The organism is Pseudomonas subflava, from assembly GCF_023823685.1.
Classification (GTDB): domain Bacteria; phylum Pseudomonadota; class Gammaproteobacteria; order Pseudomonadales; family Pseudomonadaceae; genus Aquipseudomonas; species Aquipseudomonas subflava.
In genome coordinates this window covers 78,250-96,740 of the sequence record NZ_JAMXBF010000003.1, presented here as the reverse complement: position 1 = coordinate 96,740, position 18,491 = coordinate 78,250, and the positions used below count along the sequence as shown (strand labels likewise).

Annotated in this window: 22 protein-coding genes and 1 pseudogene; 12 read left to right on the top strand and 11 right to left on the bottom strand. The window is 68.0% G+C overall.

All coding sequences use genetic code 11. The features are described 5' to 3' along the window. Window positions 1-35 precede the first annotated feature (35 nt). The 5 genes from NF616_RS03915 (at window position 36) to NF616_RS03895 (ending at window position 4,607) form a co-directional block, all read left to right on the top strand. Window positions 36-1,859: an autotransporter domain-containing SGNH/GDSL hydrolase family protein gene (locus NF616_RS03915; RefSeq protein WP_252271749.1), complete on the top strand. Its 1,824-nt coding sequence runs from the start codon at window positions 36-38 to the stop codon at window positions 1,857-1,859. A gap of 152 nt (window positions 1,860-2,011) precedes the next feature. Next, entirely contained in the window at window positions 2,012-3,022 is a 1,011-nt protein-coding gene (locus tag NF616_RS03910; RefSeq protein WP_252271748.1) for a class 1 fructose-bisphosphatase, read from the top strand. Window positions 3,023-3,025: 3 nt separating this feature from the next. Beyond that, the gene (locus tag NF616_RS03905) at window positions 3,026-3,625 is read left to right on the top strand and encodes a DUF924 family protein (protein WP_252271747.1); all 600 of its coding nucleotides are present in this window, start codon (window positions 3,026-3,028) and stop codon (window positions 3,623-3,625) included. A 130-nt stretch (window positions 3,626-3,755) separates the two neighbouring features. Then, a complete protein-coding gene (locus tag NF616_RS03900) occupies window positions 3,756-4,010 on the top strand; it encodes an outer membrane protein assembly factor BamE (RefSeq protein WP_252271746.1) in 255 nt (84 codons plus the stop codon). A gap of 57 nt (window positions 4,011-4,067) precedes the next feature. After that, entirely contained in the window at window positions 4,068-4,607 is a 540-nt protein-coding gene (locus tag NF616_RS03895; RefSeq protein ID WP_252271745.1) for a lipocalin family protein, read from the top strand. Here the strand turns inward: NF616_RS03895 and NF616_RS03890 are convergent. Then, window positions 4,604-5,035, bottom strand: coding sequence for a DUF2141 domain-containing protein (locus tag NF616_RS03890; protein ID WP_252271744.1), 432 nt, complete (start codon window positions 5,033-5,035; stop codon window positions 4,604-4,606). The genes NF616_RS03895 and NF616_RS03890 overlap by 4 nt on opposite strands. Window positions 5,036-5,135: 100 nt before the next feature. Here NF616_RS03890 and NF616_RS03885 point away from each other — a divergent pair, with 100 nt between their 5' ends. From NF616_RS03885 to darH, 4 genes are read left to right on the top strand one after another with little or no spacing between them, the layout of a single operon-like run. Further along, window positions 5,136-5,990 (top strand): dialkylrecorsinol condensing enzyme, encoded by an 855-nt coding sequence (locus NF616_RS03885; protein ID WP_252271743.1) that lies wholly within the window; start codon window positions 5,136-5,138, stop codon window positions 5,988-5,990. A 20-nt stretch (window positions 5,991-6,010) separates the two neighbouring features. Further along, window positions 6,011-7,168: a beta-ketoacyl-ACP synthase III gene (locus NF616_RS03880; RefSeq protein ID WP_252271742.1), complete on the top strand. Its 1,158-nt coding sequence runs from the start codon at window positions 6,011-6,013 to the stop codon at window positions 7,166-7,168. Continuing rightward, window positions 7,158-7,565, top strand: coding sequence for a DarG family dialkylresorcinol biosynthesis protein (locus tag NF616_RS03875; protein WP_252271741.1), 408 nt, complete (start codon window positions 7,158-7,160; stop codon window positions 7,563-7,565). Before NF616_RS03880 ends, NF616_RS03875 begins: the two co-directional genes overlap by 11 nt. Then, window positions 7,562-8,575, top strand: coding sequence for a BtrH-related acyltransferase DarH (gene darH, locus NF616_RS03870; protein WP_252271740.1), 1,014 nt, complete (start codon window positions 7,562-7,564; stop codon window positions 8,573-8,575). The genes NF616_RS03875 and darH overlap by 4 nt, the downstream gene beginning before the upstream one ends. Window positions 8,576-8,913: 338 nt before the next feature. Here the strand turns inward: darH and NF616_RS03865 are convergent, their stop codons facing one another. From NF616_RS03865 to NF616_RS03840, 6 genes are read right to left on the bottom strand one after another with little or no spacing between them, the layout of a single operon-like run. Next, window positions 8,914-9,471, bottom strand: coding sequence for a hypothetical protein (locus tag NF616_RS03865; RefSeq protein ID WP_252271739.1), 558 nt, complete (start codon window positions 9,469-9,471; stop codon window positions 8,914-8,916). Further along, a complete protein-coding gene (locus tag NF616_RS03860; RefSeq protein WP_252271738.1) occupies window positions 9,468-10,565 on the bottom strand; it encodes a beta-ketoacyl synthase N-terminal-like domain-containing protein in 1,098 nt (365 codons plus the stop codon). Before NF616_RS03860 ends, NF616_RS03865 begins: the two co-directional genes overlap by 4 nt. Beyond that, window positions 10,562-10,825, bottom strand: coding sequence for an acyl carrier protein (locus NF616_RS03855; protein ID WP_137973510.1), 264 nt, complete (start codon window positions 10,823-10,825; stop codon window positions 10,562-10,564). Before NF616_RS03855 ends, NF616_RS03860 begins: the two co-directional genes overlap by 4 nt. Further along, the gene (locus tag NF616_RS03850; RefSeq protein WP_252271737.1) at window positions 10,810-11,994 is read right to left on the bottom strand and encodes an ABC transporter permease; all 1,185 of its coding nucleotides are present in this window, start codon (window positions 11,992-11,994) and stop codon (window positions 10,810-10,812) included. Before NF616_RS03850 ends, NF616_RS03855 begins: the two co-directional genes overlap by 16 nt. After that, window positions 11,991-12,875 (bottom strand): ABC transporter ATP-binding protein, encoded by an 885-nt coding sequence (locus NF616_RS03845; RefSeq protein ID WP_252271736.1) that lies wholly within the window; start codon window positions 12,873-12,875, stop codon window positions 11,991-11,993. Before NF616_RS03845 ends, NF616_RS03850 begins: the two co-directional genes overlap by 4 nt. Beyond that, on the bottom strand, window positions 12,868-13,275 hold the full coding sequence (locus tag NF616_RS03840) for a hotdog family protein (RefSeq protein WP_252271735.1): 408 nt from the start codon (window positions 13,273-13,275) through the stop codon (window positions 12,868-12,870). The genes NF616_RS03845 and NF616_RS03840 overlap by 8 nt, the downstream gene beginning before the upstream one ends. Before the next feature lie 82 nt (window positions 13,276-13,357). Here NF616_RS03840 and NF616_RS03835 point away from each other — a divergent pair, with 82 nt between their 5' ends. Then, a complete protein-coding gene (locus NF616_RS03835; protein ID WP_252271734.1) occupies window positions 13,358-13,912 on the top strand; it encodes a methyltransferase family protein in 555 nt (184 codons plus the stop codon). Between the two features lie 178 nt (window positions 13,913-14,090). Here the strand turns inward: NF616_RS03835 and NF616_RS03830 are convergent, their stop codons facing one another. Then, window positions 14,091-14,522, bottom strand: a complete 432-nt coding sequence (locus NF616_RS03830; protein WP_252271733.1) for a hypothetical protein — start codon at window positions 14,520-14,522, stop codon at window positions 14,091-14,093. Between the two features lie 84 nt (window positions 14,523-14,606). On the opposite strand from NF616_RS03830, the gene pip reads away from it, so the two are divergent. Further along, a complete protein-coding gene (pip, locus tag NF616_RS03825; protein WP_252271732.1) occupies window positions 14,607-15,578 on the top strand; it encodes a prolyl aminopeptidase in 972 nt (323 codons plus the stop codon). Continuing rightward, window positions 15,575-16,012 (top strand): D-aminoacyl-tRNA deacylase, encoded by a 438-nt coding sequence (dtd, locus tag NF616_RS03820; RefSeq protein WP_252271731.1) that lies wholly within the window; start codon window positions 15,575-15,577, stop codon window positions 16,010-16,012. Before pip ends, dtd begins: the two co-directional genes overlap by 4 nt. Window positions 16,013-16,071: 59 nt before the next feature. Here the strand turns inward: dtd and NF616_RS03815 are convergent, their stop codons facing one another. The 3 genes and pseudogenes from NF616_RS03815 to NF616_RS21315 form a co-directional block, all read right to left on the bottom strand. Next, window positions 16,072-16,494 (bottom strand): UPF0158 family protein, encoded by a 423-nt coding sequence (locus NF616_RS03815; RefSeq protein WP_252271730.1) that lies wholly within the window; start codon window positions 16,492-16,494, stop codon window positions 16,072-16,074. 54 nt (window positions 16,495-16,548) lie between these two features. Continuing rightward, window positions 16,549-17,262, bottom strand: a complete 714-nt coding sequence (locus NF616_RS21320) for a methyl-accepting chemotaxis protein (protein ID WP_434091866.1) — start codon at window positions 17,260-17,262, stop codon at window positions 16,549-16,551. A gap of 141 nt (window positions 17,263-17,403) precedes the next feature. Further along, a pseudogene (locus tag NF616_RS21315) lies at window positions 17,404-18,468 on the bottom strand (methyl-accepting chemotaxis protein); the annotation flags it as partial. Between the last annotated feature and the right edge of the window lie 23 nt (window positions 18,469-18,491).

Here is an 18,491-nt window from a genome sequence, read left to right as displayed (position 1 = left end):
GCCACCGGTCAAATAACAACGACAAGGACATTCCGATGAAGCGCTTACTCACTCCCCTCGCGGCGGCCTGCCTGTTGGCGGGTACCTCTCTTTCGCTGCATGCGTCCCCCTATTCTTCGCTGGTCGTGTTCGGCGACAGCCTGAGCGATGCCGGCTGGTTCACCGATGCCGACGGCCCCATCCGCTTCACCAACCGCGTCGGCCCGGGTTACGGGCCGGGCGAGGCCTATGGCCCCGTGGCTCCGATGCTGCTGGGCGGTCAGCTGGGGCTGGGCGCCGATGGTCTGGCCGCCGCCAATGACGGCGGGAACAACTGGGCCGTTGGCGGCTATCGCACCGACGAGATCCTCGGGACCATCGACGGCGGTACCGGCTATCTCGCCTCGACCGGCGGCCGGGCCGATCCCAACGCGCTCTACTACATCACCGGCGGCGGCAACGATTTCCTCCAGTTCCGAGTCACCAGCACCGCAACGGCCCAGGCCGCGGCGGGGCGCCTGGTCGATAGCGTGCAGACGCTGCAACAGGCCGGCGCCCGCTACATCATGGTCTGGCTGCTGCCGGACGTGGGCAAGACGCCGGCCCTCTCCGGCACGCCGCTGGCCGGCACCGTCTCCCAGCTGGGTGCGGACTTCAACGCCGAGCTGGTCCGCCAGCTGTCTACGGTGAATGCCGAGGTCATTCCGCTCAACGTGCCGCTGATGCTCTCGGAAGTCCTGGCTGCCCCGGCCAGCTATGGCCTGGCGGCGGATCAGGACCTGATCGGCACCTGCTTCGACGGCTGCGCAGTGGAGAATCCGGTCTACGGCATCAATGGCACCAACCCGGACCCGACCAAACTGCTGTTCAACGACGGCGTGCACCCGACCATCGCCGGCCAGACGCTGATCGCCGACTACGCCTACTCGCTGCTGTCCGCGCCCTGGCAGGCCAGCCTGCTGCCGGAGATGGCCCACGGCACCCTGCGTTCGCACCAGGATCAGCTGCGCGCGCAGTGGCAGGCGGACTGGGAAGCCTGGCAGGCGGTCGGCCAGTGGCGGCCCTTCGTCAACGCCGGTGGCCAGCGGCAGAGCTACGAGGCGTTCGATGGCGATGCCGACGGCAACGGCTACAGCCTGAACGTGGGTGGCAGCTATCGCCTCGACGAGGCCTGGCGTGTCGGTCTGGCGGCCGGCCTGTACGAGCAGGACCTGGAGGTCGACCAGACCGATACCGACTACGACCTGCGCAGCTACCTGGCGACCGCCTTCGCGCAGTATCAGCAGAACCGCTGGTGGGGCGAGCTGGCAGCCAGCGCCGGTTACCTGGACTACGACGATCTCGAGCGCCAGTTCGACCTCGGCCCGGCCACCCGCCAGGAGAAGGGCGATACCGATGGCGAGCTGTGGAGCCTGAGCGGCCGCATCGGCTACGACATTGCCCAGAGCGCGGACAGCCCGTGGCACCTCAGCCCCTTCGTCAGCGCCGATTACGCGCGGGTCGAGGTGGACGGCTATTCCGAGGACGGTCAGAGCTCCACCGCGCTCAACTACGGCGACCAGAAGCGCACTTCCAAGCGCCTGGGCATCGGCCTGCAGGGGCTGTTCGACCTGAACCAGCAGACCCGCCTGTTCGGCGAGGTGGCGATGGAGCGTGAGTACGAGGACGACGCCACCGAAGTGGACATGTCGCTGCGCAGCCTGCCGACCATCGGCTACACGCTGGACGGCTACACCCCGGACGACAAGACCTGGCGCGCCAGCTTCGGCGTCAGCCACCGGGTCGCGCCGGGCATGTCGGTGCGCGGCGCCTACACCTTCCGCGACGCCGACGACAGCGACCAGCACGGCCTCAACGTCTCCCTCGCCTGGGACCTGTAAGGCCTCGCATCACCGCGGCCCCGCAACGGGGCCGCGTCACTGAACTTCCCCCGTGTCGCTATCCTCTCATCTGCTGTCGAGTCCGGCAGAGGCGCCGGAACCCGCAACCGGTTAAACTGCCGCCGTTTTTCTTTCCCTTCCGGAGCCCCTCCATGTCGCGCGTCACCCTGAGCCGCTACCTGATCGAACAGACCCGCAGTCACAACACCCCGGCCGACCTGCGCTTCCTCATCGAGGTGGTGGCCCGCGCCTGCAAGGAAATCAGCCACGCCGTCTCCAAGGGCGCCCTCGGTGGCGTGCTCGGCAGCATGGGCACCGAGAACGTGCAGGGCGAGGTGCAGAAGAAGCTCGACGTGCTCTCCAACGAGATCCTGCTGGAGGCCAACGAGTGGGGCGGCACCCTGGCCGGCATGGCGTCCGAGGAGATGGACAACGCCTACCAGATTCCCGGCAAGTACCCGAAAGGCGCCTACCTGCTGGTGTTCGACCCGCTGGACGGCTCCAGCAACATCGACGTCAACGTGTCGGTCGGCACCATCTTCTCCGTGCTGCGCTGCCCGTCCGAGTGCTTCAGCCAGAACGATCCGCTCGGCGAAGAGGCCTTCCTCCAGCCGGGCACCCAGCAAGTGGCCGCCGGCTACGCCATCTACGGTCCGCAGACCATGCTGCTGCTGACCCTGGGCGACGGCGTGAAGGGCTTCACCCTGGATCGCGAGATGGGCAGTTTCGTGCTGACCCACGACGACATCCGTGTGCCGGAAAGCACCGCCGAGTTCGCCATCAACATGTCCAACCAGCGCCACTGGGAAGCCCCGGTCAAGCGCTACGTGGACGAGCTGCTGGCCGGCAAGGAAGGCCCGCTGGGCAAGAATTACAACATGCGCTGGATCGCCTCCATGGTGGCGGACGTGCACCGCATCCTCACCCGCGGCGGCCTGTTCATGTACCCGCGCGACGCCCGCGAGCCCGGCAAGCCCGGCAAGCTGCGCCTGATGTACGAGGCCAACCCGATGTCCTTCATCATCGAGCAGGCCGGCGGCGCCGCCACCAACGGCACCCAGCGCATCCTCGACATCCAGCCGGAGTCCCTGCACCAGCGCGTGGCGGTATTCCTCGGCTCGAAGGAAGAGGTCGAGCGCGTCACCGGCTACCACCAGGGCTGAGTCTTGAACGCCTGGCAGCCGCTGCTGGACTGGTGGTTCGGCGCCGCCGAGACCGCCGGCGAAGTGGCGGCCCAGCGCAACCGGCTGTGGTTCGGCTACCGCGCCGAGCAGGATGAGCAGGCCCGTCTGCTGTTCGGCGAGCCCTGCGCGGCGGCTCTGGCCGGAGGTCTGCAGGACTGGGCCGAACAGCCGGAAGGCCGGTTGGCGCTGATCCTGCTGCTCGATCAGCTGCCGCGGATGATCCACCGCGGCACGCCGCAGGCCTTCGCTGGCGACGCGCGCGCCAGGTCCTTGCTGCGCGAGGGACTGGAGCGAGGCTTCGACACCGGGCTCGCGCCCATCCAGCGGGTGTTCGCCTACCTGGTGCTGGAGCATGCCGAAGATCCGGCGCTGCAGGACGAGGCCGTCGCCCGCTTCACCGGGCTGCGCGACCAGGCGTCTTCCGCCGAGCGCGAGCTGTTCGCCGGCTTTCTCGACTTCGCCGAACGCCACCGCGACGTGATACGCCGTTTCGGCCGTTTCCCCCACCGCAACCTGACCCTCGGTCGCCCTTCCACGGCCGAGGAGCTGGCCTTTCTGGACAAGCCCGGGTCGCGATTCTGAGCCGCTGCGGCACCGCGCCGGCCTCACTCGAGTCGCTGTGCGAATCATGCCGCGCTCTTGCGGTCCGAGCAGCGCAATCGGGCCGGCCTTGTGCCAAGCTCACAACCTTCCCATATCTCTGGAGTCGCCCATGTCGCCGCGTCATCTCGTCGCTCTCGCCGCCTGTGTCCTGCTCGCCGCCTGCAACAAGATCAACCAGGAGAATTATTCCCAGCTCAAGGCAGGCATGCCCAAGGGCGAAGTGGAAAACCTGCTCGGCAGCCCCACCGAGTGCTCCGGCGCCATCGGCCTGACCAGCTGCACCTGGGGCGACGAAACCTCCTTCATCAGCGTTCAGTTCGCCGGCGACAAGGTGATGATGTTCTCCGGCCAGGGCCTCAAGTAAACGGACCCGTTGCCGGCCGGCGTTGTCATAGTGCGAACAGACCCTGGAGATCGTCCCATGCGTTCGCTGCCACTCTTCTTGCTGCTCACCGTCCTCGCCGGCTGCGCCGGATCGGCGAATTCCGAGGCCCCGCCGCAGACCGCCGGCAAGGTCGATCTCGAGCGCTATCAGGGCACCTGGTACGAACTCGCGCGACTGCCGATGTTCTTCCAGCGCGACTGCGTCGCCTCGGAGGCGCACTATGGGCTGCGTGACGACGGCCGCGTCGACGTGACCAACCGTTGCCGCACCGAAGACGGCGAGTGGAAGGAGGCTCGCGGCCAGGCCGAACTCCAGCAGCCGGGACAGACCGACAAGCTGTGGGTGCGCTTCGACAACTGGTTCAGCAACCTCTTCCCCGGGCTGACCAAGGGCGACTACTGGGTGCTCTACCTGGACGATGACTACCGCACCGCGCTGGTCGGCAATCCCAACCGCGAATACCTCTGGCTGCTGTCGCGCACGCCCGAGGTCTCGGCCGAGACTCGCGAGCGCCTGCTGTCCGAGGCACGCAGTCGCGGCTACGACACCGCCGAGCTGGTCTGGCGCGCCGACTAGCGCTGCTTGCCGCGCAGCTTCACCGTGATCGACGTATCGCCGCCGCCGTGCTCGAACAGGCACTGCGGCGGCGTCGGCTTGCCCTTGAACAGGCTGGGATTGGTGGAGAAGCCCACCGGCTCGCGAGGCACGCCGCGGGGGCTGAGGGCCAGGGCGCCGTCGCCGTCCAGGTCCTGGAACAGCTGCACGGCATAGCTCCCCGGCGGCACATCGGTCAGGCGCATTTCGCTGGAATCGCCATGTATCTGGCGCAGGATCTGGCCGTCCCACTCCGGCTGGTCGGCCGGCACCAGAGCCAGGTGCAAGGTGCCCTTGGCCTGTCCGCCCTGCACCTTGACCAGAATGTCCCCGGCTGCCGCTGACGAACTGACGAACAGCAGTGCCAGCAGGCATGGCCAGGTTACGGTTTGAAGAAATCGCTGTGGCATAATCCCGCCATTTTGCAGGGAATCGGCAAGGGATGCGATGCGTCAGGTTTTAGTGGTTCATTTCTCACAAACCGGCCAGTTGGACCGTCTGGTCCGGTCGGTGTGCGAGCCCCTGGAAAAGCGCCCCGATGTGCAGGTCGACTACCTGCCGTTGCAGCCCGCCCAGCCGTTTCCCTTCCCCTGGCCGTTCCTCGGCTTCTTCCGCATCTTTCCCGAAACCGTGCTGATGCGTCCGCAACCGCTGCAGCCGCTACAGGTGGACGCCGGCAAGCGCTATGACCTTGTGATCCTCGCCTATCAGGTGTGGTTCCTCTCGCCATCGATGCCGGTGACCGCCTTCCTCGCCTCGCCGGAGGCCGCCAGGCTGCTCGAGAACACCCCGGTGGTAACCCTGATCGGCTGTCGCAACATGTGGCTGATGGCCCAGGAGAAGGTCAAGGCGCGCCTGGCCCAGCTCGGCGCGCGTTTGGTCGACAACATCGCCCTGACCGACGCCTGCGGCACCGCCGCCAGCTTCCTGGCCACGCCGCTGTGGATGTTCACCGGCCGGCAGAAGTCCTATTCCTGGGTGCCGCGTGCCGGTATCGAAGACGGCGAGATCGCCGCCGCCGGCCGCTTCGGCGAAGCCATGGCGCAGCGCCTGGCCCGTGACGAGCTGCCCATCACCGAGCCCATGCTCAAGGGCCTGGGCGCCGTGCGCGTCGACGAGAAGCTGATCGGCAGCGAAAAGGTCGGCAACCGCAGCTTCCAGCTGTGGAGTCGCCTGCTCTCCGCCCTCGGCCCGCAGCAGAGCCGGCGCCGAGGTGTCGGCCTGGTCGTCTACATCGTCTTCCTGATCTGCCTGATCATCACCGTGGTGCCGCTCGGCGCCCTGCTCAAGAAACTGCTGGCTCCGCTGTCCAGGGAACGGACTCTGCGTGAAAAGGCCTACTTCGCCGGCCCGTCCGGCGAGTGAAGTGACCCGAGGAATTCAACGTGGCCAATCCCGTCTTCATCAACCGCATCAGCGCCTACCTGCCGTTCGACCCGGTCGACAACGAGCAGATGGAAGAACGCCTCGGCTACGTCGGTGGCCAGCCGTCGCGGGCGCGGCGCCTGGTACTCAGGCGCAACGGCATCCAGAACCGCCACTACGTGATCGACCCGGCCAGCGGCCGGCAGGCGATGAGCAACGCGCAGATCAGCGCCGCCGCCATCCGCGAGCTGCAGGCGCCGGGCTTCGATCTGAATGAACTGGACTGCCTGGTGGCCAGCACCTCGTCGCCGGACCAGACCATGCCCGGGCACGCGGTGATGGTGCACGGCGAGCTGGGCAACCCGCCCAGCGAGGTGGTGACCACCGCCGGCATCTGCCTGTGCGGCATGACTGCGCTGAAGTACGCCTGGCTCAGCGTGGCCAGCGGCGAGAGCCGCAACGCCGTGGCCTGCGGCTCGGAGGTGGCCTCCGCACTGATGCAGGCGCACAACTTCGACGCCGAGTACGAGCGCCGCGCCGCCGAACTGGAGAGCCACCCGGAGATCGCCTTCGAGAAGGACTTCCTGCGCTGGATGCTCTCCGACGGCGCCGGCGCCGTGTGGCTGCAGGGCCAGCCCAACGCCCGCGGCCTGAGCCTGCGCATCGACTGGATCGACATCCTCTCCTTCGCCGACCAGATGCCGCCGTGCATGTACGCCGGCGCCGAGATGGAGGAGGGCGGCCTGACCGGCTGGAGCCGCTTCGACGCCGACGAGCGCAACCGTCGCTCGGTGATGGCGATCAAGCAGGACGTCAAGCTGCTCAACGACAACATCGTCAAATACACCGTGGTCGAGGCGCTCAAGCGCATCCTGCACAAGCGCGACCTGCGCGTGGCGGACATCGACCACTTCCTGCCGCACTACTCCTCCGAGTTCTTCCGCGAGCCGCTGGCGGTGGGCCTGGCCGAGGCCGACCTGCCTATTCCCCAGGAGCGCTGGTTCACCAACCTGACCAGCAAGGGCAATACCGGCGCCGCGTCGATCTTCATCATCCTCGAGGAACTGTTCAACGGCGGCCGCCTGCGCCGTGGCGAGCGTCTGCTCTGCTACGTGCCGGAGAGTGGTCGTTTCTCCAGCGCATTCATGCATCTGACGGTGGTCGGCGATGAAGCTTGACGAGGTTCCCCAGGATCACAGCTCCACCTACGGCGGCCACAGCAAGCTGGTCTATGCGGTGGATGCCGAGGGCCACTACCAGCGCGCGCAGAGCGACGGCTGGGACACCGAGGCCTACGCCACTCAGCTGGCCGTGGCCGAGCTGGAGTCCCAGGAAGCCGAGGCCGAGGCGGCCTGGCAGCGCGGCGAGCTGTCGCCGCTGAAGTGCCTGATGTACCGATACCGTCTGGACGAGCCGGCGCTGGCACAGATCACCGGGCTGTTCCAGTGGCGCATCCGCCGCCACTTCCGCCCGGCCATCTACCGGCGCCTGAGCGCCGCCATCCTCGCCCGTTACGCCGAAGCCTTCGGCCTGCCGGTGGAACAACTGATCGGCTACCAGAAGGCACCGGCATGAGCAGCTTCGAACCGCATTTCCAGCACCGCCAGAGCGCCCACTGCGAGAGCGGGGTAATGGCCAGCCTGCTGACCCACGCCGGCCTGCCGATGAGCGAGCCGATGGCCTTCGGTCTGGCCTCGGGCCTGGCCTTCGCCTACCTGCCGATCGTCAAGCTCAGCGGCATGCCGCTGATTGCCTATCGCATGCCGCCGAAGCACCTGATCAAGACCCTGAGCAAGCGCCTCGGCGCGCGCCTCAACAGCCGCACCTTCGGCAACCCCGAGCAGGGCCGCCGCGAGCTGGATGCGCTGCTCGACCAGGGCCGTCTGGCCGGCCTGCAGAGCTCGGTGTTCTGGCTGCCGTACTTCCCGCCGGAGATGCGCTTCCACTTCAACGCGCACAACCTGCTGGCCTACGGCCGCGACGGCGACGAATACCTGATCAGCGACCCGGTGTTCGAAGAGCCCGTGCGCTGCGCCAGCGCCGACCTGCAGAAGGCGCGCTTCGCCAAGGGCGCCCTGGCAGCCAAGGGCCTGATGTACTGGCTGGATGACGTGCCGCAGCAGCAGGACTGGGAGAGGCTGATCCGCCAGGCCGTGCTCGGCACTACGCGCATCCTCGACGGCATGCCGCTGCCGTGGATCGGCATTCGCGGCATCCAGCACCTGGCCAAACAGGTCGAGAATCTCGATCCGGCGCAGACCAAGTACAACCGCCTGTACCTGACCCACATCGTGCGCATGCAGGAAGAGATCGGCACCGGCGGCGCCGGCTTCCGCTTCATGTATGCCAGCTTCCTGCAGGAGGCCGGCGAGAAGATCGGCGCGGCCGACCTGGGCGAGGCCTCGGCACGCCTGACCGCCATCGGCGACGACTGGCGCCAGTTCGCCTCGGCCTGTGTGCGCGCCAGCCGCAGCAAGGGCGAGGCACCGGACTTCCGTCCCATCGCCGAGATGCTGCGTGGCATCGCCGGCCAGGAACGGGCGCTGATGCAGGAGCTGGGCGCCTGGAGTAAGCGCAAGGGCTGATTGCGTAGGGTGGACCGCGCTTTATCGATCCACCGTGCGGGGCTGGTGGTGGATGAACGGAGCGTCATCCACCCTACGGCCAGCGCTCCAGGTCGAGCCGCCCGCTGATAGCGGTGAAATCCGCTGCCGGCTCGATTGCCTTTCCGACTTCCAGACCGTAGCCCGGATGAAATCCGGGGGGCGGACTGACGCTTTCCCGGATTTCATCCGGGCTACCGAGGGCGCGCTGGGCGCCTGGAGCAAGCGTGATTGCATAGGGTGGATCGCGCTTTATCGATCCTCCATGCGGGCTGATGGTGGATGAGCAAAGCGTCATCCAGCCTACGGCCTGACCTGCGTTACAGGTCGAGCCGCTTCACGTCGACACTCGCTGTTAGCGCAGCAAAATCCGCCGCTGGCGCGCTCGCTTCTCCACGCTCCAGTAGTACCGCCTGCACGCGGAAGTCGCCCAGGTCTTCGACCACTATCAGCAGCGCCTGGCTGACCAGGCCATCGGCCAGGTCCAGCGCGGCCAGCCGCTGCAGTTGCGGCCACACCCGTGGCCCGGCACCGACGAACAGATTCGGCCCTTCCAGACCCAGCTGCTGAGCGACATGGAAGCCGGCGGCGTTGCTCACGCTGTTGACGAACTCGAAGGGCTTGGGCTGGCGCTGCTGCACGCACACGGCGTCGAGCAGCGCGCCCATGGTCGGCCGCGCCGGGTGGCGTGAGGCCAGGTACAGGCCGCAGTCGCTGCGCACCTGTTCCTTGAGCAGGGCGGCGCCGAGCAGGGCCTGGAAGATCAGGCGGTCGATGCGGCGTGGCGGGCTGCTCAGGTAGCGGCTGAGCGCGGCCTTCAGCGCCTTGTCGTCGAGCTCGGCGCTGCCGTGGATCTCGCTGGCGGCAATCACCTTCATTGCGCGATCCCCTGCAGCACCAGGCTGGCGTTGTTGCCGCCGAAGCCGAAGAAGTTGGCCAGCAGCAGGGCGTCGGGCGCAATTGCTGTCGGCTCGGTGGGCAGCGGCAGCAGCGCCTCGCCGGCATAGTCCAGCGCCGGTAGCGTGCCTTGGCGCAGGGCGGCGAGCAGCAACAGGGTCTCGCTCAGGCCGCAGGCGCCCAGGGTGTGGCCGAGCCAGGGCTTGAGCACGGCCAGCGGCGGCATCTGATCGGGGTAGAGCAGGCGCATGCCGGCGCTTTCGGCCAGGTCGTTAGCGCCGGTGGCGGTGCCGTGCAGCTTGATCAGGCCGATCTGCCCAGCTTCGACTCCGGCGGCGTTCAGCGCGCGTTGCATCACCCAGTCGATATGGCTGCCGTCCTCGCGGGTGGTGGTCAGGCTGCTGGTATCGCAGGCGCTGAAGCCGCCGAGCAGCTTCGCCAGTGGTGCTGGGCCTGGCTCAAGGCCGAGCAGGGTGGCGCAGTAGCACTCGCCGAGTACCAAGCCGTCGCGCTCCGGATGAAAGGGCCGATAGGCGCCGCTGGGGCTGGTCAGGTCGAGGGCGCTGAAGCCTTGCTGGGCGATGGCGCTGGGCGTCTCGAAGGCCAGCACCAACACCTGCGTGCAGTCACCGCTGGCGAGCAGGCGCGCGCCATACAGCAGGCCGTTGGCGGCGCTGGTGCAGGCGGTGTTGAGGGTGAAGGCATCGGCGAAACCGTGGCGCTGGCGCAGGCGCTCGGCCATCAGGTCCAGCGGTGTGGAGTGTTCGAAGCGGAAGCCGCCGTCGGCTGCCACTTGGGTTTCCAGCTCGGTGATATCCAGCGCGGTGCTGGCGACGATCAGCAGGCAATCGCCGGCCGCGGCGTCGCCCAGGGTTTCGCCCAGCAGGCGATCCAGACGTGCGTCCAGCGTCTCGTCAGTGGCGACGGCGAAGTAGGGCCGCGGCTGCTGCAGTTCGTGCAGCTGGAAGGGCGTCGGCTGCGGCCGAAGGTCGGCCAGCAGGTTGCTCGCCGCGTCGCTCAGATCGGCGCCGAGGGTGCTGTGCAGGGCGCCGCGTTGCAGGTAGACCGGGGTCATTTCTGGCTGCGGATAAAGGCGGCGATATCGGCGATGCTGGCGAGGATCTTGCGACCGTCCTTGGCGCCCTCGATACGCACGCCGTAGTGCTGCTGCAGGGCCAGCGACACCTGCAGGGCGTCCAGGCTGTCCATCTGCACGCGGCTCTTGGCGCCGAACAGCGGTTCATCGTCGGCGATGCTCTGCCAGTCGATGTCGTCTTCCTTGTCGCACTCACGAATCAGCAGTTGCTTGAGTTGTTGTTCTAGTCGTTCGTCCATTGCGTTTGCTGCACTCGTCTGCGGAACAGAAGCCAGCCACCGCCGCCCAGCAGGGCAGCCATCAGCAGCAGGCGGAAACAGTGGGGGGCGATGTCGGCGAGCGAGCCCTGGCCCACCAGCAGGGTGAGGAAGGCGTCCAGCGCCCAGCTCATCGGCGAAACTTCTGCCAGCTGGCCCATGGCCGCCGGCATCACGCTCTTCGGCACCATGATGCCGCCCAGTGCGGCGAGGATGATATTGATCCCGCCGCCGAGCAACAACGCCTGCTCGGCGCTGCGCGCCAGGGCCGCCAGCAGCAAGCCGAGGCCGCAGGTGGCCAGGCCCAGGCTGATGGCAAGCAGGGCGTAGGCCGCCGGGCTACCGGGCAGGGACAGGCCCTGCAGGCCGAGCAGCGGCAGGCCGTGCACGCCGATGCTCAGCAGTAGGGCGAACTGCACCAGGTTGATGGCGAAGTAGGGCAGCAGCTTGCTCAGGGCCAGGGTGGCCAGGCTGAGGTCGAGAGCGCGGAAGCGCAGGAGGGCGCCGCTCTGCTGCTCGCGCTGGAAGCCGCCCGCCATCGGCAGGGCGACGAAGAACATACCGAAGATCAGCCAGGCCGGCACGCTCAACTGGCTGGCGTTGGCGCGGCCGCTGAGGTCGCCGCTGGCCAGCAGCTCTCGTTCCTCTATCTGGCTCTGGGTGCGTTGCTGCACCAGGGCCAGGCGCTCGGCCAGCGGCAGGCTGGCGTCCAGGTCGCCGTTGTCTTCGAGGAAGGCGAGCAGACGGGTCTGCGCCAGGGCGATGCGCACGGCGCCGCGCAGGTGCTGGCGCGACAGCTTGTCCAGCTGCGGCGGGAAGCTCAGGGCCAGGCCCTGGCGCTCGTCGTCCAGCAGGGTCTCGCTGAAGTCGGCGGGCAGGCTGATCCTGGCGCTGCGCGCATCGCCCTGCGCCAGCAGTTCGCTGCCCGGCAACTGGGCCTGCAGAGCGACGCGGAACGCCTGTTCGTAGCTGCCGTTCGGCGTGGCCTCCAGCACCAGGCGCAGGGCTGGCGGCTTGTCCTGCAGGTAGTTGGACATGGCGCCGGCCATCAGCACCAGGAACAGGGTCGGCATGATGAACAGCACGGCCAGCGCGTGCGGGTCGCGCAGCATCAGCAGGAATTCCTTGCGCACCAGGGCCCGCAGTCTCATAGGCGGCCTCCGTTGAGGCGCAGGTAGAGCTGCTCCAGCGAGGGCCGACCGAAGCGCAGCAGGTGCGGCAGCTCGGGGCGCTCGGCGAGGAAGCGGGTGATCTCCAGCAGCTGCGGGCCATCCAGCGCGGCGATGCGCAGGCCGCCCGGCAGTGTCTCGGCGCTCAGGTGCAGCTTGCCCAGCAGTTCGCGCAGGCCGGCGGGCTCCCCGTTCTGCCACTCCAGCAGCAGGCCGTGGCTGTCGCCGAGCAGCTGGCGGCTGTCCAGGTCCAGGCGCACGCGGCCTTCGTGCAGCAGGACGATGCGCTGGGCCACGCGCTCGATCTCGTCGAGGTAGTGGCTGGTGTAGATCACCGCGTGGCCTTCGCCGGTCAGGCGCTCGACGGCGCCCAGCAGCAGCTGGCGGCTGGCGGCGTCGACGCCGACCGTGGCTTCGTCGAACAGGTACAGGCGCGCCGGCTGCAGCAGGCCGATAGCGAAGTTCAGCCGTCGTTGTTCGCCACCGGACAGGCGCGCGGCGCGGCGTTGCAGCTTGCTCTCCAGCGCGGTGCTGGCGATGCACAGCTCCAGGCGGCGGGTGCGTTCGGCGCCGCGCAGGCGATACAGGTCGGCGAACAGCTCGAGGTTCTCGCGCACCTTGAGTTCGGCATAGAAGGCCAGCTGCTGCGGCACCAGGCCGAGGCTGCGCTCGCCGTCCCAGCGGATCTCGCCCTGCTGCAGCGGCAGCACGCCGGCCAGCAGGGAGAGCAGGGTGGTCTTGCCGGCGCCATTGCTGCCGAGCAGGCCCAGGCACTGGCCGGGCTGCAGCTGCAGGTCGATGCCCTGCAGGGCCGGGATGTCGGCGCCGGGATAGCGGTGGACGATGTTGCTCAGCTCAAGCACGGATCAGCACCAGCAGAAGCTTGCCGTCCAGCAGCAGGCGCTGCTCGGCGTGGATGCTGAAGGCGTAGAGCGCGCCGGCCGGGCTCAGTGCCTCCTGGGTGGCGGCAACGTGCAGCGGGCCTTCGCGGTGCTGTGGCTCATGGTGCAGCTGCAGCTGGGACAGCTTGCCGACCAGGGCCATGTCGATGGCGTTATCCTCGCCATATAGGGCACCATGCGCGGCGCACAGCTGGGCGGCGGCCTCGAACAGCAGGCAGGGCGAGGCATTGTCGCCAAAGGCATGCAGATGATGCCAGGCGGACAGTCCCTCGATGTGGCCGGCGTCGTGACCGAGCAGGGCGTCCAGCCACAGGGCTTGGCCCTGGTGCGGCAGCAGGCTGTGCAGTTGGGTGCGGTCCATTGCGTACGCCGGAACTGAAGAGGCCGGCAGTGTATCAGAGGCCCGAACGGGGCTGGCGAAGCGGCAGACGGAGGAACGAGGGATGGTATGGATGCAGGTCGGGGCGTTTCTGCTGGGCTCGCTGGCGTTGCTGGGCATCTCCTGGCGCGCGCTGAAGAACACCCGCTCCCACGGCTTCTATCGCTTCCTCGCCTGGGAGGCGATGCTCGGTTTGCTGGTGCTCAACGCGCCGGTCTGGTTCGAGGACCGCTACGCGCTGCACCAGAAGATCTCCTGGGTCTTTCTGTTCGCCTCGCTGACCGTGCTATCCCTCGGCCTGTACCAGCTGCGCCGTGACGGCAAGCCCAGCGAGCGGCGCCAGGACGATGAGCTGTACGCCTTCGAGCGCACCTCGCAGCTGGTCACCGGCGGCATCTACCGCTTCATCCGCCACCCGCTGTTCTGCTCGCTGCTGCTGCTGACCTGGGGCATCGCCTGGAAGGACCTGCATGCCCTGACTCTGGTTCTGGCCGCCACGGCCAGCGTGTTGCTGTATCTGGCGGCGCGGCGCGACGAGGCCGAATGCCTGGATTACTTCGGCGAGGCCTACCGCGCATACATGGGGCGTAGCCGGATGTTCATTCCCTGGCTGTTCTGAGACCTGTCCACGCTCTCCTGGCTCGCGGCCATACGGCGTCAAAAGCCCTGGGTCGGATGCTCACTTACCACTCGTAAACTCGCGTGCGAGCCCAGTGCCCTTCCTCGGGCGTTTTTGCGGGGCCGCCGAGGCCTTGCCTGGCTCCAAACCAGAAGCTTGTGAACAGGCCCTGACCGGCTCACTGCCAGTCCAGCCGCGCCAGCTGCCACTCGCCGTCTTCCAGCCACCACTCCAGCGTGACGCTGTAATGCCGGGCGCTATCCGGGATCAGCCCCTCGGCGCCAGTGAGGGCCACCTCGGCGCGGGTGTGGCCCTTGTTGCTGTAGGTGGGGTTGACCTCACTGCTCTTGCCGATGGCGATCACCCGCACCTGCTTGTGGCGCAGGAACAGCAGCGCCATGGTGCGCCGCGCCCACTCGCGATCGTACTGCTGCTGCGCGCTGAATTGCGGGTGCAGTTGCTCCAGTACCTCGTCGTTGCGCTTGGCCTCTAGGTTGTCCTGCAGGCGCTGCACGGCCTCCTCCAGCGCGGCCTGCGGATCGCTCGGCGTGCAGCCGGTGAGCAGGGCGCAGATCAGCAGAAAAGCGGGGATTAATCGCGGGAGAGGCATGTTCAACGTCCTTTTCATGGTTATGATGCCCGGCACGGCCTCCGGCCGACTCAGGGACCTTACGCACAGACTCGGGAGTGCGCCATGCTGACTTTGTATCCGGAGATCAAACCCTACGCCCGCCATGAGCTGGCGGTGGACGAGCCGCATGTCATCTATCTGGATGAGAGCGGCTCTCCGGACGGCCTGCCGGTGCTGTTCGTGCACGGCGGCCCAGGCGCCGGCTGCGATTCCGCCAGCCGCCGCTACTTCGATCCCAACCTGTACCGCATCGTCACCTTCGATCAGCGCGGCTGCGGCCGCTCCATTCCGCATGCCAGCCTCGACGGCAACACCACCTGGGACCTGGTGGCCGACATGGAGCGCATCCGCGAGCACCTGGGCATCGACAAGTGGCTGCTGTTCGGCGGCTCCTGGGGTTCGACCCTGTCCCTGGCCTACGCCCAGACCCATCCCGAGCGCGTCCATGGCCTGATCCTGCGCGGCATCTTCCTCTGCCGCCCGCAGGAGTTCGACTGGTTCTATCAGGAAGGCGCGAGCCGGCTGTTCCCCGACTACTGGGAAGACTACGTAGCGCCGATTCCGCAGGAGGAACGCGGCAATCTGGTCCAGGCCTTCCACAAGCGCCTCACCGGTGCCGACCAGATCGCCCAGATGCATGCCGCCAAGGCCTGGTCCTGCTGGGAGGGACGCACCGCCACGCTGCGGCCCAACCCGCAGGTGGTCGACCGCTTCACCGAGCCGCACCGCGCCCTGTCCATCGCCCGCATCGAGTCGCACTATTTCGTCAACAACGCCTTCCTCGAGGAAGACCAGTTGCTGCGCGACATGCCGAGGATCGCCCACCTGCCGGGCATCATCGTGCACGGTCGCTACGATGCCATCTGCCCGCTGGACAACGCCTGGTCGCTGCACCAGGCCTGGCCCAACAGCGAGCTTCAGATCATCCGCGACGCCGGCCATGCCGCCGCCGAGCCGGGCATCACCGATGCCCTGGTACGCGCCGCCGACCAGATGGCCCGGCGCCTGCTCGACCTGCCGCCGGAAGACGCGTGAAGCTGCTGATCCAGCGAGTACGCGGCGCCCGCGTCGAGGTGGAAGGTGAAGTCGTCGGCGCCATCGATCAGGGGCTGCTGGCGCTGGTCGGCATCGAGCCGCAGGACGACGCGGCGAGCCTCGCCAGGAGCCTGCACAGGCTGCTCAACTACCGGGTATTCGCCGACCCGGCCGGCAAGATGAACCTGTCGTTGAAGGACGTGGGCGGCGGCCTGCTGCTGGTGTCGCAGTTCACCCTGGCCGCCGACACCCGCAGCGGCCTGCGCCCGAGTTTTTCCACGGCGGCGCCACCGGCACAGGGCCTGGCCCTGTTCGAGCGCCTGGTCGAACTGGCTCGCGAGCAGCACCCGCAGGTGGCCACCGGCCGTTTCGGTGCCGACATGCAGGTGCATCTGGTCAATGATGGTCCGGTGACCTTTCTGCTCGAAACCTGAGCCGCGGATCACGCCGGCCCGGCGCTTCACGCCTCTTTCGCGTTCAGGTCGATTGCCGCTCAGTGCAGCGATCGTGCCGGCTGTAGCTCGTGCTCTTCCAGCCAGTCCAGTGCCAGTTCGCGCAGACGCTCGGCCTCGAACTGCTGCCAGGCTTCCAGCAGGGCCGGATACTGCATCAGCACATGCACGAAGGTGCGCGCCGCGCGCCGGCCTTCCAGCGCCTCTTCCAGCTCTGCGTAGGCATGCGGGTGGATCACCTCGGCGAGGAACTCACGCATCAGCGTCAGGCCGGCCTGCGCGTCCAGTGGCTCGATGGCCAGGAAGCGCTCCGGCTCGTCGCGCAGCAGGGCTTCCAGTTCGGAGTCGGTATCTTCTTCCGGCATCAGCAGCACCTTGCCGCTGAGCAGGTCGAGGTAATGGTCGAGGCCTTCGCTGTTGAGGGCGAAGGCCAGTTCGGCGAGGTCGATGGTCAGTGGGCGCATGGCTCGGGGCGGGCAGGGGAATGAACGGCCCATACTACGCCCCGCGCCGCGGGCTCACACGCGGAAGCGGCTGACCAGCAGTTGCAGCTCGTTGCCGAGACGCGCCAGCTCGATGCTCGAGGCGGCGGTTTCCTCGCTGGCCGAGGCGGTCTGCTCGGAGATGTCGCGCACGTTGATCACGCTGCGGTTGATCTCCTCGGCGACCGCGGTCTGCTCTTCGGCCGCGGTGGCGATCTGCTGGTTCATCGCCTGGATGGACGACACCGACTGGGCGATGGCCCCGAGTTGCAGGCCGGCGCGGCGGGTCAGCTCGACGGTGCTCTCGGTCAGCGCGCGGCTGCTGTCCATGCGCGCCGCGGCCTGCTGGGTGCCGTGCTGCAGGGCGGCGATCAGCGACTCGATCTCCTCGGTGGACTTCTGTGTGCGCTGGGCCAGGCCGCGCACCTCGTCGGCGACCACGGCGAAGCCGCGCCCGGCCTCGCCGGCTCGGGCCGCCTCGATGGCCGCGTTGAGCGCCAGCAGGTTGGTCTGCTCGGCCACCGTCTTGATCACGTCCAGCACGCTGCCGATCTTGTCGCTCTCGGCTTTGAGGTGGGTCACCGCCTCGTTGGAGCGGCCCACTTCGCCGGCCAGCCGGTCCATCTGCTCGACCGCCTCGCTGACCGCGGTCTCGCCTTCCCGGGCCTGCTGGTCGGCGGCGCTGGCGGCGTGGGAGGCCTCCTCGGCGTTGCGCGCAACCTCGTGCACGGTGGCGGTCATCTCGTTCATCGCGGTGGCCACCTGGTCGGTCTCGACCTTCTGGCTGTTGACCCCGGAGCTGGTCTGCTCGGTCACGGCCGACAGCTGCTCGGCGGCGCTGGCGATCTGGGTGACGCCGTCGCGAATGTGGCCGACCAGCTCGCGCAGGCTGACGGTCATGGTCTGCATGCTGCGCTGCAGCTGGCCCATCTCGTCCTCGCGGGTGACGCGGATGTCCTGACTGAGGTCGCCGGCGGCGATGCGTTCGGCGGCCTTCAGGGTGTGCTGCAGCGGGCGCACGATCAGGCGGGTGATGATCAGCGCTGCCCCCAGGCCGATCAGCAGCGCCAGCACCGAGGCGCCGGCCAACAGGGTGCGCGCCTGGGCCGATTCCTTGGCGCGCTTGGCCGACTGCCGCTCGAACAGGGTCTGGCTGACCTTGAGCACGCGATCGCCGTGCTGGCGCATCTGCTCGAACTGCTCGGTGCTGCTGGCCATGGCATTGCCGAACTCGGCGATGGCGGCGCGGTAGGCCTGCAGGGCCTTCTCCGCGGCGAGCAGGTCTTCGTCGTCGCTGCCGATGGTCGCGCCCAGCTCCTGCAGGCCCTTGAGGGCCTGGTCCACCGCATCGAAGGCGGCCTGCTGCAGGCTCGGGTCGCTGCTGTAGGTGTAGCCGCGCACCTGGAAGCGCGCCTGCTGCACGCCCAGGCCCAGCTTGCTGAGCTGGCGGAACTGCTCGAGGCGGGTGGCGTCGTCGAGCATGATGTCGTTGAGCACGCGGCCCTCGATGTCCACCAGCAGGGCCACGGCGGCGTCGGCGCTGCTGCCGAGCTTGCCGCGGGCCGTCTCGCGGGCCTGGTAGGCCTGGGCCAGCCTGGAAAACGCGTTGCGGTAGTCCGCGGTGGCGGCTTTCTGCTCGTCGATCTGGCGCAGGTCCTGCGGATCGCTGAACAGGGTCTTGAGCTCGTCGCCGAGGGTGTCGATGGCCTGCACGTTGTCTTCGATCGCCCGGCTGGTCGTGGCGTCCTGCTTCGCCTGGTAGGCCTGGCGGCTCAGCGCCAGGTCCTTGGTCAGTTCGCTGAGGCGGGCGCTGGCACCGAGCTTGTCGCCGCGCGCGACGGTGGCGCTCAGGCTGTACCAGCCGGTCACGGTGATCAGCAGCGTGAGCAGCAGGACCAGGCCGAAGCCCAGGGTGAGTTTGAGTCGGACGCTGAGGTTGCCGAACCAGCTGAACATGAAGGACTCCCGAAAAGGTACAG